The sequence below is a fragment of the Flavobacterium sp. PL11 genome (assembly GCF_035985025.1).
Lineage (GTDB): Bacteria > Bacteroidota > Bacteroidia > Flavobacteriales > Flavobacteriaceae > Flavobacterium.
The window spans coordinates 1-14,827 of the sequence record NZ_JAXCIA010000016.1 but is presented as its reverse complement, the minus strand read 5'-3'; the positions used below and the strand labels follow the sequence as shown (position 1 = coordinate 14,827).

14 protein-coding genes and 1 tRNA gene are annotated in these 14,827 nt (G+C 32.1%); 8 read left to right on the top strand and 7 right to left on the bottom strand.

Annotated features, from left to right (window positions below; genetic code table 11):
• Nucleotides 1-34: 34 nt before the first annotated feature.
• Entirely contained in the window at nt 35-1,114 is a 1,080-nt protein-coding gene (gene recF, locus RCH18_RS09910) for a DNA replication/repair protein RecF (protein WP_326936596.1), read from the bottom strand.
• Nucleotides 1,115-1,345: 231 nt separating this feature from the next.
• Here recF and RCH18_RS09905 point away from each other — a divergent pair, with 231 nt between their 5' ends.
• The 6 genes from RCH18_RS09905 (at nt 1,346) to RCH18_RS09880 (ending at nt 7,529) form a co-directional block, all read left to right on the top strand.
• Nucleotides 1,346-2,122 carry a tetratricopeptide repeat protein gene (locus RCH18_RS09905; RefSeq protein ID WP_326936595.1) on the top strand — a complete coding sequence of 259 codons (777 nt, stop codon included), beginning with the start codon at nt 1,346-1,348 and terminating at the stop codon, nt 2,120-2,122.
• Nucleotides 2,123-2,226: 104 nt separating this feature from the next.
• Nucleotides 2,227-2,799: a 6,7-dimethyl-8-ribityllumazine synthase gene (gene ribH, locus RCH18_RS09900; RefSeq protein ID WP_326936594.1), complete on the top strand. Its 573-nt coding sequence runs from the start codon at nt 2,227-2,229 to the stop codon at nt 2,797-2,799.
• Nucleotides 2,800-2,964: 165 nt separating this feature from the next.
• Nucleotides 2,965-4,806, top strand: a complete 1,842-nt coding sequence (mutL, locus tag RCH18_RS09895; protein ID WP_326936593.1) for a DNA mismatch repair endonuclease MutL — start codon at nt 2,965-2,967, stop codon at nt 4,804-4,806.
• Nucleotides 4,803-5,549 (top strand): rhomboid family intramembrane serine protease, encoded by a 747-nt coding sequence (locus RCH18_RS09890; RefSeq protein ID WP_326936592.1) that lies wholly within the window; start codon nt 4,803-4,805, stop codon nt 5,547-5,549. Before mutL ends, RCH18_RS09890 begins: the two co-directional genes overlap by 4 nt.
• Before the next feature lie 22 nt (nt 5,550-5,571).
• Nucleotides 5,572-6,441, top strand: a complete 870-nt coding sequence (locus RCH18_RS09885) for a rhomboid family intramembrane serine protease (protein ID WP_326936591.1) — start codon at nt 5,572-5,574, stop codon at nt 6,439-6,441.
• 41 nt (nt 6,442-6,482) lie between these two features.
• Complete coding sequence (locus RCH18_RS09880) at nt 6,483-7,529, top strand: endonuclease/exonuclease/phosphatase family protein (protein ID WP_326936590.1); 1,047 nt, start codon at nt 6,483-6,485, stop codon at nt 7,527-7,529.
• A gap of 192 nt (nt 7,530-7,721) precedes the next feature.
• On the opposite strand, the gene RCH18_RS09875 is transcribed toward RCH18_RS09880, so the two are convergent.
• The 6 genes from RCH18_RS09875 to RCH18_RS09850 form a co-directional block, all read right to left on the bottom strand.
• Nucleotides 7,722-8,348 carry a WbqC family protein gene (locus RCH18_RS09875; protein WP_326936589.1) on the bottom strand — a complete coding sequence of 209 codons (627 nt, stop codon included), beginning with the start codon at nt 8,346-8,348 and terminating at the stop codon, nt 7,722-7,724.
• Nucleotides 8,349-8,420: 72 nt separating this feature from the next.
• Nucleotides 8,421-9,974 (bottom strand): signal peptidase I, encoded by a 1,554-nt coding sequence (gene lepB / locus RCH18_RS09870; protein WP_326936588.1) that lies wholly within the window; start codon nt 9,972-9,974, stop codon nt 8,421-8,423.
• Between the two features lie 142 nt (nt 9,975-10,116).
• Nucleotides 10,117-10,815 carry a 4-hydroxy-tetrahydrodipicolinate reductase gene (dapB, locus tag RCH18_RS09865; protein WP_326936587.1) on the bottom strand — a complete coding sequence of 233 codons (699 nt, stop codon included), beginning with the start codon at nt 10,813-10,815 and terminating at the stop codon, nt 10,117-10,119.
• Nucleotides 10,816-11,060: 245 nt separating this feature from the next.
• Nucleotides 11,061-11,621, bottom strand: a complete 561-nt coding sequence (locus tag RCH18_RS09860; protein ID WP_326936586.1) for a DUF5683 domain-containing protein — start codon at nt 11,619-11,621, stop codon at nt 11,061-11,063.
• Nucleotides 11,621-12,520 carry a ParB/RepB/Spo0J family partition protein gene (locus tag RCH18_RS09855; protein ID WP_326936585.1) on the bottom strand — a complete coding sequence of 300 codons (900 nt, stop codon included), beginning with the start codon at nt 12,518-12,520 and terminating at the stop codon, nt 11,621-11,623. Before RCH18_RS09855 ends, RCH18_RS09860 begins: the two co-directional genes overlap by 1 nt.
• Before the next feature lie 3 nt (nt 12,521-12,523).
• Complete coding sequence (locus RCH18_RS09850) at nt 12,524-13,291, bottom strand: ParA family protein (RefSeq protein WP_326936584.1); 768 nt, start codon at nt 13,289-13,291, stop codon at nt 12,524-12,526.
• 317 nt (nt 13,292-13,608) lie between these two features.
• On the opposite strand from RCH18_RS09850, the gene RCH18_RS09845 reads away from it, so the two are divergent.
• Nucleotides 13,609-13,683 (top strand) — tRNA-Pro (locus RCH18_RS09845).
• A 499-nt stretch (nt 13,684-14,182) separates the two neighbouring features.
• Nucleotides 14,183-14,287, top strand: a complete 105-nt coding sequence (locus RCH18_RS16145) for a hypothetical protein (protein WP_442788154.1) — start codon at nt 14,183-14,185, stop codon at nt 14,285-14,287.
• Nucleotides 14,288-14,827: the final 540 nt, after the last annotated feature.

The following is a 14,827-nucleotide window of genomic DNA, read 5'->3' as shown; positions in this document are numbered from 1 at the left end:
CAGATTTGAAATCTTCTGGCTTATTAAATAAAAGTTATAAATTAAAAATTTTATAACTTTGATGTGTTGATTTTAGAATGATCTCTGTACGCTTGGGATGCGTGTCGGTTATAAAAAGCTGACCAAAAGTTTCATTATTGACCATTTCAATTATTTTGGCAACCCTGTTTTCATCTAACTTATCAAAGACATCATCAAATAATAAGATAGGTTTTACACCGCTTTGTTTTTTCAAGAATTCAAATTGCGCCAATTTTAAGGCAATCAAATAAGATTTTTGTTGCCCTTGAGATCCAAATTTCTTTATTGCATAATTATCAATTTCAAAGGATAAATCATCTTTGTGAATGCCTACGCTAGTATATTGTAAAACTCTGTCTTTAGTCAAACTCTCATTCAAAAGCTGAGATAAATCTTTTTCAAATAAATTACTTTCGTAAACTAATTGAACGGTTTCTTCAGACCCTGTTATTGCTTGATGATGTTTGTTAAAGATGGGAATAAATTGTTCTATAAATTCTTTTCGCTTTTCAAAAATATATTGTCCATATACGGTAAGTTGCTCATTATATATAGACAAAGTATCATTATCGAAAACCTGATTTAATGAAAAGTATTTTAATAGCGCATTTCGCTGACTAATAACTTTTTGATATTGTATTAATTGCTGTAAATAATTGGGATTTAATTGCGAAATAACATTATCAAGAAATTTGCGTCTTGTTTCACTGCCTTCAACAATTAAGTCTCGATCAGCGGGCGAAATTATCACCAAAGGAATAAATCCAACATGATCAGAAAATTTATCATACGCTTTGCCATTGCGTTTTAATATTTTTTTTTGTCCTTTTTTTATGCTGCATATAATTTCCTCTGTTCTATCATTTTTATAAAAGTTGCCATCAATCACAAAAAATTCCTCACCATGTTTAATATTTTGCACCGCTAAGGGATTAAAATAACTTTTACCGTATGACAAGTGATATATAGCGTCTAGAACATTGGTTTTACCAATTCCATTTTTACCTACAAAACAATTAATTTTGCTATCAAATTCGAAATTTGCCTCAGCAAAATTCTTATAGTTGAAGAGTGAAATATTTTTTAAATGCATTTTGAATATTACTGATATTTAGAATTTTAATGTTCTAAAATCGATTTTTAAAAGAGCGTGCAAATTATCGAAAAATTTTGAGAAAAAATATATTTCATGTGCTTTCGATAATTATTATTTTGCTATTTTGAGGAAAGAGATCTCAATTATAACTTTTTTTAATATAAAGACATATTTTATGCGTGAATTTGAATAAAAATTTTATTTTTGCGCTTCACTAAATTAAAAAAAATGGCAACGTACAATAAACGAGGATATAAAGCACCAAAAGAAAAAGAAGTAAAAGATGACGCATTAACAGCTAGTGTTATTGATGAGAAAGATAGTGCAACTGCTGAGGTATTTTCAACATTAGATCATGGAGCTAATGTAGCGGAGGATTGGGTAGCTAAAAATCAAAAAATCATTATTGGTTTAGTTGCTGCAGCTGCTATTTTTACGATTGGTTATTTAGGATATCAACGTTTTATCGCTGCACCACAACAAGAGGAAGCAGCAAATGAAATGTTTGTTGCACAACAAAATTTTCAAAAAGCAACAGATGGTGTTTCTAGCGACTCATTATATAAATTGTCTCTTAACGGATCTGAAGGTAAGTTTGGATTTTTGAAAATAGCTGATGAATACTCGGGAACTGATGCTGGAAATTTAGCTAATTATTACGCAGGAATTGCGTATTTAAACACTGGAAAATATACCGAAGCAATTGATTATCTAAATAAATTTAATTCAGATGATATTGTGTTAAATGCTTTAGCAAAAGGCGCAATAGGAGATGCTTATTCTGAAAAAAATCAACCCAAAGAGGCTTTAGATAATTATGTAAAAGCTGCTGAGTCTAATAAAAATGATTTTACTACTCCTCGTTTTTTATTAAAAGCTGGAAAAGTTGCATTAACTTTAGGAAATAAAACGGATGCTTTAAAATATTTTACGGATATTAAAGATAATTACGATGCTTCACCAGAGGCAGCTACAATTGATGTACTAATAGGATTGGCTCAATAGCAAAAAGGATTTAAGATTGAACATGCAAGTGAGTCGCTTTTTAATTTCAAAATGTTATCTTTAACATTGCTAAATATAAATCTGAATTTAAAAACTAGAAACTAATGGCTACTGTAAATAAAAATTTATCTGAGTACGACAAAAATACAATCCCAAGCGCGAAAGCTTTTCGGTTTGGGATTGTTGTTTCAGAATGGAATGAAACTATTACTGAAGGACTTTGTAAGGGAGCAATCCAAGCATTATTAGAAAACCAGGTACCTGCACATCATATTGTACGATGGAATGTTCCAGGAAGCTTTGAACTTATTTATGGTTCGAAAAAAATGTTGCAAACACAAAATGTTGATGCTGTTATTGCCATAGGATGCGTGATTCAAGGGCAAACTAAACATTTTGATTTTGTTTGTGAAGGTGTTACTCAAGGAATAAAAGATTTGAATGTACAAACTGATATTCCAGTTATTTTTTGCGTGTTAACGGATAATACTATGCAACAATCAATAGATAGAAGCGGGGGAGTACATGGTAATAAAGGTACTGAAGCAGCTATTGCTGCTATAAAAATGGCTTATATCCGTCAACAGGCTTCATTTACACATCAAATTGAAAATCAACATTTATTGACTTCAGGAGCATTACAAATAGAAAATTTACCGCTCGAATTAAAGGAATAAATAGTCCAAAGGTTATAAAGCAAAAAACCTATACTGTTTCTAATAGTATAGGTTTTTTGTTTTAATTATGACTTATGAAGGCAATATTGCCAATTGAAATTCATTAAATTTGCAGGGCTAAGTTTAAAAATGCAATAACTCAAAAATTTTAATCCCTTATTATTAATGTCCAGTATTATTCAATTACTTCCAGATCATGTTGCCAATCAGATTGCTGCTGGTGAAGTAGTTCAAAGACCCGCCTCGGTGGTCAAAGAATTACTAGAAAATGCAGTTGATGCGCGAGCAACTGATATCAAATTGATTATAAAAGATGCAGGAAAAGCATTAGTGCAAGTCATTGATAATGGTTTAGGAATGAGTGTTACTGATGCCCGTTTATGTTTTGAGCGACATGCGACTTCTAAAATTCGGCAGGCAGAGGATTTATTTTCTTTACATACAAAAGGTTTTCGCGGAGAAGCATTAGCATCCATTGCCGCAATTGCGCATGTAGAGATGAAAACGAAACAAGACCAAGAAGAGCTTGGAAATCACATTATAATTGAAGGTAGTAAGTTTGTATCACAAGAAGTGGCCGTTTTACCAAAAGGAACTTCTTTTGCTGTAAAAAATCTATTTTTTAATATTCCTGCCCGTCGCAATTTCTTGAAATCAGATACTGTGGAATACCGTCATGTAGTTGATGAATTTCAGCGCGTTGCATTGGCCCACCCAAAAATTCATTTTACCTTTTATCACAATGGAAGTGAAATGTTTAATTTATCTCCAGGAACTTTACGCCACAGAATAGTTGCTATTTTTGGTGGTAAATCTAACGAGAAATTGATTCCAGTGCAAGAAGAAACAGAAATTGTAACCATTGAAGGGTTTGTTAGTAAGCCTGAATTTGCTAAGAAAAGTAGGGGTGAGCAGTTTTTCTTTGTGAATGATCGATTTATTAAAAGTGGTTATTTGCATCATGCGGTTATGGCTGCTTATGAAGGAATTTTAAAGGAAGGTACTCAGCCAAGTTATTTTTTAAATCTAACTTTGCCACCTAACACAATTGATATCAATATCCATCCTACTAAAACAGAAATTAAGTTTGACGATGAGCAAGCTTTATATGCTATTTTAAGAGCTTCTATCAAACACGGTTTAGGACAATTTAATGTTGCTCCTGTTTTAGATTTTGAACGAGATTCTGATTTAGATACTCCATATCATTATAAAGATCTTAACGTGGATATACCTACAATAGAAGTAGATGGAAGTTTTAATCCGTTTGCTGAAAGTGCACCAAGCAAACAGTTTGCATCTTATAAAAAACCTGAATCAACAGCTAACTGGGAAAGCTTATATGTTGGATTAGATCAAGTTCCAAATGAAGCGCAACACTTAACATTTGAAAACGAAGAAATGACATCCTCGTTATTTCAGGATGACGAAGTAGAAAATTCAGTTCATAAAACGTATCAAATTCATAAAAAATATATTATTTCCTCCATTAAGTCAGGAATGGTTATAGTAGATCAGCAACGTGCACATCAGCGGGTTCTATATGAACAGTTTTTAATGAATATGACGGTGAATCAAGCCTCAAGTCAGCAATTGTTGTTTCCGTTGAATTTGTTTTACTCCACTAACGAAATGGAACTTATTTCAGGTATTCAACTATCGTTAATGAATACTGGATTTGTATTTGAGGAAAATAATACAGATCATATTGTAATTTCAGGAATTCCTGTAAATGTAACCGAGAGTGAAGTTTCAATAGTTTTAGAGCAGTTACTGAGTGATTTGCAAGATGGAATTCCCGAAAGTAGTTTTAGTCAAAATGATTCGATAGCGAAATCCATGGCTAAAAGTTTAGCCGTAAAAACAGGATCACACCTGACAGAAAAAGAACAAGAAAATTTGGTGAATGGTCTCTTTGCATGTAAAGACCCCAATGTGTCCCCATTTCATAAACCCACTTTCATCACCATGCGTGTGGAAGATTTAGATAAAAAATTTACGATATGAGAAACGTTACTGAAACTGTAAAACAGCTAGTAATTATAAATGTTTTATTCTTTGTTGGAACTCTCGCTTTAGGTGATGTTGCCTATAAATACCTTGCGTTGTATTTCCCTGAAAACCCAGGATTTGAATACTGGCAAATAGTTACACACATGTTTATGCATGGCGGTTTTATGCATATCTTTTTTAATATGTTTGCTTTATATTCATTTGGATCTGCTTTAGAGAGTGTTTGGGGAAGTAAAAAATTCCTATTTTTCTATGTTTCATGTGGTTTAGGAGCAGCGCTTTTACACACTGGTGTTAATTATTACTATTTTCAAGATGGCATTAATACGCTTATTGAAAATGGTTTTCAAAAACAAGACATTTTACAAATCTTAAGTGAAGGGAAAATCAATACAGGTTGGCAAGAAGTGCTTACCGTATCTGATTTTAATAATTTTACGAGCGCTTATGCTGGAACTGCGGTGGGAGCATCAGGTGCTATTTATGGAACTATTGTAGCATTTGCCTTTATGTTTCCTAATGCTGAATTAGCTTTAATGTTTATTCCTGTTCCTATTAAAGCAAAATATTTTGTACCAGGAATCGTTTTAGTTGATTTGTATTTAGGAATATCTGGAAAATCTATTTTTGGAGGAGGCGGAATCGCGCATTTTGCACACGTTGGTGGTGCCTTATTTGGTTTTATTATTATGTGGTATTGGAAAAAAAATCAGTTCAATAATAATCGCTGGAACTAATATCAATCTTAATTTAAAAAGTATGAATGTAGTTAACGACTTAAAATTGCAATATAAGGTTGGAGGAATTGTTACCAGACTTATTTTTTGGAACGTGGCTCTCTTTGTGCTTCCCTGGTTGTTTTTTGGGCTTTTATCGTTGATAGGAATCAATATAGATTATATGAAGCTTGTTAGCTTATCATCTAATCCAGCTAATCTAGTGTGGAAACCGTGGTCATTGTTAACCTATTCTTTTTTTCATGCTGGAATTATGCATATTATTTTTAATTTGCTAGTACTTAATTTTGCAGGGCGGTTATTTATGACTTATTTTACAGGCAAACAATTATTAGGGTTATATGTTTTAAGTGCTATTTTTGCTGGGTTTAGTTATATTTTAATCTTTTATATATTAAATATAGACGCGCCTTTAGTAGGCGCTTCTGCTGCAATAATGGCCATATTAGTGGCGACAACAACGTACAATCCTATGATGGAATTGAGGTTGTTGATCGTTGGAAATGTAAAGTTATGGCATGTAACCGCTGTAATTTTAATTATTGATTTGATGCAAATTAGATCTGAAAATATGGGTGGTCATATATCGCATCTTGCTGGTGCTCTATTTGGCTTTATATTCATTAAATTGCTTCAAAATGGAACGGATGCTAGCAAAATTGTTTCTTCAGTTATAGATTTTTTTGCTAATTTATTTCGCAAAAAAGAATCGACACCGTTTAAAAAAGTGCATAAAAACTATAGCAAACCAGTAGAAAAAAGTGTTTCTAAAATTGTCACCAAGGATAAATCGCAACAACAAATTGATGAGATTTTAGATAAAATAAGTCAATCTGGTTATGATAGTTTGACTAAAGAGGAAAAAGAATTTTTGTTTAAAGTTGGTAAGTAGATTTAAATACAAACTTCTAGACCAAAATAAAAAATATCAAAATGAAAAATTTGTCATGGTTTAATAAAGGAATGTTTTTTCTAAATATTGTTCTTATTCTCGTGACTTTTATTGCGTATGCTTTACCGTTTTTAGCCCCAAAATCATTTCCTATATTATCAGTATTAACGCTTTTTATGCCTGTTTTTTTTGTGCTAAATGCACTTTTTTTTGTTTATTGGGCACTTCAATTTAAAAAAAGATTAATTATATCTGGTTTAGTTTTATTACTGGGAATAACTTTTATAAATAAGTTTTATAAATTTTCTACACCTGCCTTTACAGTGGAAGAGAAGGATTTTACTATAATGAGTTACAATGTGCGCTTGTTGAATGTATTCCAGTGGATTGACAGGAATGATGTGCCATTAGATATTGTCGATTTTATCAACGAAAAAAATCCAGATATTCTATGTATTCAAGAATATGCTCCATCGGCAAAAATTGATTTAAAAGTGTATAGACATCGTTATATATTTACCACTGGAAACCAAATAAAATCAGGACAAGCTATATTTTCCAAATTTCCTATTATCAATCAAGGTAATATTACATTTCCTAAATCCAATAATAATGTTGTTTATGCTGATATAAAAAAAGGTAAAGATATTATTAGAGTCTATAATATGCATTTACAGTCTATAAAAATATCACCCGATGTTAATGAAATTGATGAAAATATAGATGCTATTAATCAACAAAAGTCGCAAAAACTTTTAAACAGAATAAGCAAAGCTTTTAAACAGCAGCAGCAACAAGCAGAAATTTTTAGAGAGCATAAAATCACGTCTATTTATCCTACTATAATTTGTGGAGACATGAATAACAGTGCCTTTTCCTATGTTTATAGAAGTATTAAAGGCAATATGAAAGATGCTTTTGAAGAGGCTGGAATTGGTTTTGGTGCCACTTATAAATTTAGATATTATCCTGCTCGAATCGATTATATTTTTGCTGATGAAAGAATGCAAGTAAAAAATTTTGAAAGTTTCCCAGACTTTGTAAATTCAGACCATTTTCCTATAATGGCGCGCTTGACTTATGATTAAAAATCGTATCTGTTTCCTTATAAAAGTGATAGAAGGATAATTTTTTCTCTAATTTGAACTTTATGCTTTTTAAATTAAGTCAACGGTTAGTATGTGATGTAAAAAGTTAAACACAATAAAATTACCAGAAGACACAACAAACTAATTTTACGGTTGTACGGAGAGCACGATTCTTTCCGTTTTAACAAATACTTACTTGATTATAAGGGTTTGCTCTTTTACATAATTTATAGCATATTTACCTTCGTTGAAAAGTAAATCAAGAATACTTAAATTATTGATAAATCCATATTTCTCCTCAAAAACCTGAGTGTATTTTGTGAACTCAGAACTATCTTTTTTACCGTCAATTAAATTTCTATAATCCTTTATTTTATTACAATCTACTGGAGTCAAGTATTCAGTAGTTTTACTATAATCGATCTTCATTCTTAAGCATTTAAAAACGATGTCTAATGATTCGAAATTCAAATCAATTAAAAACTGATGTTTCTTTTCAAAAATAGGACGAAGGTCATCTTCAAAAAATTCAAAGAATGGAGAGCTTCTATAAGCAGCTTCAAGTGATTTAAAATGTTGTTTTTGCCAGTCGAAATCAGGTTCGATTTTAATATCTTTTGTTTTCTGACGCGAGTCTTTCGAATGTTTTATCGGGATATTTAGTAACTGAATTCCATTTGGACTATAAATATAAGTACGATTTCTATTGGTTTGCTTTTGGAAATTATCTTCAATTTCAAATATAACTTCCTCGGTCTGTGAGAGCGCCACAAAATGACTAATTGAAGGAAAGTAGGAGGGATGTATTAAAGTTTTCATTGCTTAATTGATTATTATTTAAAGTTTAAGATGTTCAAACTGAATTAAATCTTAAACTTTAAATATTTATAGTTATCCATTCTTCTCTTTTCTTTTTTTCCAAAAATATTCTCCAACAAAGAATAGCACTAATCCGAGTAAGAATAATTTAAAGTATGATTGTGGTTGACCCTCGCCACTAACGGTGGTGAATACTCTATCCCAGCGTACTTTATTAATTCCTTTTCCATTGGGATCAATACTTAACCAAATAAAAACAGGTTTTCCTACAATGTGATTTTCAGGTACAAATCCCCAGTAGCGACTGTCTTCTGAATTGTGACGGTTGTCTCCCATCATCCAGTAATAATTTTGACCAAAAGTATAAGTCGTTGCCACCTCACCATTGATTCTAATTTCAGATCCAGTAACTTTTAAATCATTATTTTCATAATCAGTTATAATAGACTTATAAAAAGGTAATGTCTCCAAATTCAGTGGCACTATTTTTCCTTGCTCTGGAATATATATAGGTCCATAATTATCACGATTCCATTTGTTAATATGAGGAAAAACACTATTATCAGCTTCTTTAGCAATTTGTTTTATAACGGCGGTAATACCAGGTGTGTTTTTAAATTTTTGTGCGCCAAGGTCAGTCAATGCGCTTAAAAATAATGTATCTCTTTTAGTATCATTCAAGAAAAATGCTGGATCTGTTATACTCAAATCTTGGAATAAATATTCAAGATTTACAGGTGTTGTTCCATCAAATGCAATCTTATACGAATATTGCGGTTTTGCTCTCTCTGATAATTGTAAAACTTTACCGTCAATATAAACGACTCCATCTTTGATCGATAAATTGTCACCTGGAACTCCCACGCACCTTTTAACATAATTTGATTTTTTATCTACTGGTTTGTAAGCGCGTCTTTTTGATGTATCAAAAAACTTATATACCGTGTCAATTGGCCAGTTAAAAACTACAATATCCGCTCTTTCAATATTTTGAATTCCTGGCAATCTCATATAAGGTAACTGTGGTTTTATCAGGTACGATTTGGATTTCGTCAACGGAATTGAATCATGAACCATTGGTAATGCAATTGTAGTCATTGGGACTCTAGCGCCGTAATTCATTTTGCTTACAAAAAGAAAGTCACCTACCAATAATGATTTTTCTAAAGAAGATGTTGGTATCGTAAAAGGCTGAATTAAATAGGTATGTACTAATGTTGCCACAATCACCGCAAAAAGCAATGAACTAATGGTATCTGCAGTTTTATTTTGCGGAATTAAACTTCTATCGGAAACATAAACTAATTTTTGGGTATAATTGACATAATAGATATACAATCCCAGAGTTACAATTCCTAAAAAAGTATCTAAAGCCGTTCTTTTTCCAAAGCTTCTCAAAGTCTCCACCCAAATTACTGGAAACATAATTAAATTTATGATTGGTAAAAACAATAAGACAGTCCACCATGTAGGGCGCTTTATTATTTTCATCAATACAATAGCATTATAAACGGGTATAGCTGCCTCCCAACGTTTTCTTCCTGCACTTTGGTATAGTTTCCAAGTCCCTAAAAAATGAACAATTTGGATAAGCAAGAAAAAGACAAACCATTGATATGCTGACATAATATTTATTTTTTATTGGATAAAGTACAAATTAAATATGAACTAATTTGACCGCTTTATTTCTGTTTAATTTACTATTTGATGGTGTAATAGACTAACACTAAAAATTTATATTGCAATGATGCAATGAAACGTTCTCATTTTAAAACTCTAAAACATCTTTCATTGTAAAGATACCTTTTTTGCCCACAATCCATTCAGCAGCTATTAGTGCTCCAAGAGCAAAACCTTCACGATTATGTGCTGTATGCTTTATTTCTATTGCGTCTACAGAGGAGTTATAAGATACAGTATGAGTTCCTGGAACATTCCCTATTCGTTTCGCTTCAATATGAATTTCATTTTGATTAGGATCGTCTAATGTCCAATTAGTATATGAACTATTTTCGATCACACCTTTAGCTAGTGAAATGGCTGTTCCGCTTGGCGCATCTAGTTTTTGAGTATGATGTATCTCTTCCATAATCACAGCATAAGAATCAAACTTTGACATGATTTTAGCTAAATAGTCATTGATTTCAAAAAATATGTTTACTCCTAAACTAAAATTAGAACTAGAGATAAAAGCGCCTTTTTTATCCCCACATAAATCGACCATTTCTTGATAATGTTCTAACCATCCCGTAGTGCCTGATATTACTGGTATGTTATTATTAAGACAACTAGAGATATTCTCTACAGCTGCAGCTGGAATACTAAAATCAATAGCTACATCAGCATTAGATAAACCGTCAAAAGTATTGTTTTCATCTTTTTTCAGTACAATTTCATGTCCTCTTTCAAGCGCAATACGCTCAATTACTTGACCCATTTTTCCGTATCCTAATAAAGCAATTTTCATTATTTTTTTTTATTTTACTATAGTAAACTATTCCTATAAAAACCTGTATCGTAAAAATTCTCTAAAAAATCCTGAAAACAAATCATTCATTCTGATCGAATTAACAGGTGCAATATCAGAATAGCTAATTATATTTTAAATCAAGAGCAGTATAAAAATACTAGTAAACTATTTATTTCCTATTACTTCTAACTATGACATGTTCAGTGTTATTCTAGTTATTATTCTCGGACATGCTATAACAATCAAAAATTATAATTAATAGTTAGTCCAACATTAGTTTTAAACGTTACATCATTGGGATAAATAACAGGTCTCACTGATATATTTTCATCAACATTAAATTGAATTAAGGCCGCATCTACATTGGCATCAATAATGTTTAACGCATAAAACGCTAAGGTAACGAGAGCCGATAAATCGCGATTGCGCTGGTAGAATTTTTGTCCAGCAATTAAGCGATTATTATCTAAAAAGGCTAAATCATCTGTAATATATCCTTCCAACCTATTTTTGTAAGCATCTCGATATTTATGATAATTTCTATTATTACTGATATAAAAATAAAGACTAGTTCCTAAAGCTCCGTAAACCAGAGGTATTTTCCAATATTTCTTATTGTAAGCTTGTCCCAAACCAGGTAAAACAGCGGAGTAAAAAGCCGCTTTTGCAGGAGTCAAAGGATCAATATCGTTTGATTTTAAAGTGTCTTTAGCCACAATAACTGAATCTGTTATTAGTTGGGCTAAAACAGTTGTAGTTCCTATGGTTACAAATAAAAATATTGTGAAAAAGAATTTATTCACTATTTATCTATTAATTTTATAATTCTGCTGAAATCCTCCTCAGAATGAAACGGGATCGTGATTTTTCCCTTTCCATTTCCTGCTACTTTAACATCGACTTTTGTTCCAAAATAATTGGTAAAAGCATTTTTTTGCTCATTGGCAATTTCAAATGAAGCTGCTTTTGGTTTTCCAGCCTGTTTTGGTTTTAAACTTTCTTGATAATTTTTCACCAAAGCTTCAGTGTCACGAACGGATAAATTTTGACTAACAATTTTTTGATAGATATCAGTTTGAATATCCTGGTCTTCAATATTTATAATAGCGCGACCGTGACCCATACTAATAAAACCATCGCGAATACCTGTTTGGATAATAGGATCTAGTTTTAAAAGGCGTAAATAATTAGCAATTGTAGAACGTTTTTTTCCAACGCGATCACTCATCTGTTCTTGAGTCAGTTGAATTTCATCAATCAATCTTTGGTAGGAAAGCGCAATTTCTATAGGATCTAAATCATGACGTTGAATGTTTTCAACAAGCGCCATGACAAGCGATTCATTGTCATTTGCAATTCTAATATAAGCCGGAACCGTAGTTAATCCAACTAATGTGGAAGCACGAAGACGGCGCTCACCAGAGATTAATTGGTATTTATTAAACTCTAATTTTCGAACAGTTATTGGTTGGATCACTCCTAACTCTTTAATAGAAGTAGCCAGTTCTCTTAGTGATTCTTCATTAAAGTTACTTCTGGGCTGAAACGGATTGATTTCTATAGCTGTAATGTCAAGCTCAATAATATTTCCTACTACTTTATCAGCATTTTTATCATTAACAGATTTGATATCGTTTTCTGGATCTTTCAACAATGCCGATAATCCTCTTCCTAAAGCTTGTTTTTTTATTGCTTGTGCCATGAATTATTTGCTATTTTTCTTTATAATCTCTTGAGCTAAATGTAAATAATTTATTGCTCCTTTACTTGTTGCATCATAGTTTATTATGCTTTCGCCAAAACTTGGTGCTTCACTTAATTTTACATTTCGTTGAATGATCGTATCAAAAACCATATCATTAAAATGTTTTTGAACCTCTTCCACCACTTGATTGGATAATCGCAATCTAGAGTCAAACATAGTTAATAGTAAACCTTCAATATCTAGATCTGGATTATGAATTTTTTGAATACTCTTAATGGTGTTTAGCAGTTTGCCTAAACCCTCTAATGCAAAATACTCGCATTGAATAGGAATAATTACAGAATCAGCCGCAGTCAATGCATTTAGCGTTAGCAATCCTAATGATGGTGCACAATCTATGATAATAAAATCGTAATCATCTTTAACACTTTCTAAAGCTTTTTTAAACATGTATTCGCGGTTTTCCTTATCTACTAATTCTATTTCTATAGCAACAAGGTCAATATGAGCCGGAATAATATCTACGTTAGGAGCAGAACAAGATACAATAGCTTCTCTAGGAGTATGGCTATGCTCTAATATTTGGTATGTTCCAATTTCAACAGATTCAACATCAATACCTAATCCTGAACTGGCATTTGCCTGAGGATCAGCATCTATAAGTAAAACTTTTTTTTCTAAAACTCCTAATGAAGCAGCAAGATTAACTGATGTAGTTGTCTTTCCAACGCCTCCTTTTTGATTAGCAATCGCAATGATTTTGCCCATTTATTTTCTCTAATTTTGAACGGTAAAAATACAATTATTTATGGTTATTGAAAATCTATTTTGTTAACATTCGTCAATGCTTGGGGGAATGCAGTTTGATGATTTATATCTTTAATGTTTAGGATTATTAGAAGTTAAGTTAATTGTAAGGTTATTAAGCGTTATTAAAATTTGTAAAATGGTTTTGGCCATTGTTTATGATGATGTATAACACTTGAAACATACAGAAAGTAAAGCTGAATCAAATATGCATTTGACTTTATATTATTAAAACAGTTTGTAAAAGTAAAAAATAATTATATCTTTGCACTCGCTTTCGGGGTGTAGCGTAGCTCGGTTATCGCGCCTGCTTTGGGAGCAGGAGGCCGCAGGTTCGAATCCTGCCACCCCGACAAAAAGCCGAACAGAAATGTTTGGCTTTTTTTGTGCAATAATTCCAGGCTTATGTATACAGTTTACATTCTTTTTAGCAAAACTTCCTTAAAATAGTATACCGGACAAACGGACAATCTTGAAAACAGATTGTATCGACATAATTCTGGTTTAAGTTTATCTAGTAATCAGGCAAGCCTTGGACTCTAATTTATCAAATATAATTTAATACGCGATCTGAAGCTGTACAATTAGAGAGTAAAATCAAAAAAAGAGGCGCAAAAAGGTATTTAGAAGACATTTGGTTTCTGTAAAACTGTAATTAATATGGTTGGTTATAGCGTCCCGCTATGGCGGGAAGGCCGCAGGTTCGAATCCTGCCACCCCGACAAAAAGCCGAACAGAAATGTTTGGCTTTTTTTGTGCAATAATTCCAGGCTTATGTATACAGTTTACATTCTTTTTAGCAAAACTTACTTAAAATAGTATACAGGACAAACGGACAATCTTGAAAACAGATTGTATCGACATAATTCTGGTTTAAGTTTATCTAGTAAATTAGGCAAGCCTTGGACTCTAATTTTCAAATACAATTTAATACGCGATCTGAAGCTGTACAATTAGAGAGTAAAATCAAAAAAAGAGGCGCAAAAAGGTATTTAGAAGACATTTGGTTTCTGTAAAACTGTAATTAATATGGTTGGTTATAGCGTCCCGCTATGGCGGGAAGGCCGCAGGTTCGAATCCTGCCACCCCGACAAAAAGCCGAACAGAAATGTTTGGCTTTTTTTGTGCAATAATTCCAGGCTTATGTATACAGTTTACATTCTTTTTAGCAAAACTTCCTTAAAATAGTATACAGGACAAACGGACAATCTTGAAAACAGATTGTATCGACATAATTCTGGTTTAAGTTTATCTAGTAATCAGGCAAGCCTTGGATTCTAATTTATCAAATACAATTTAATACGCGATCTGAAGCTGTACAATTAGAGAGTAAAATCAAAAAAAGAGGCGCAAAAAGATATTTAGAAGACATTTCGTTTCTGTAAAACTTTAATAAATATGATTGGTTATAGCGTCCCGCTATGGCGGGAAGGCCGCAGGTTCGAATCCTGCCACCCCGACAAAAAGCCGAACAGAAATGTTTGGCTTTTTTTGTGC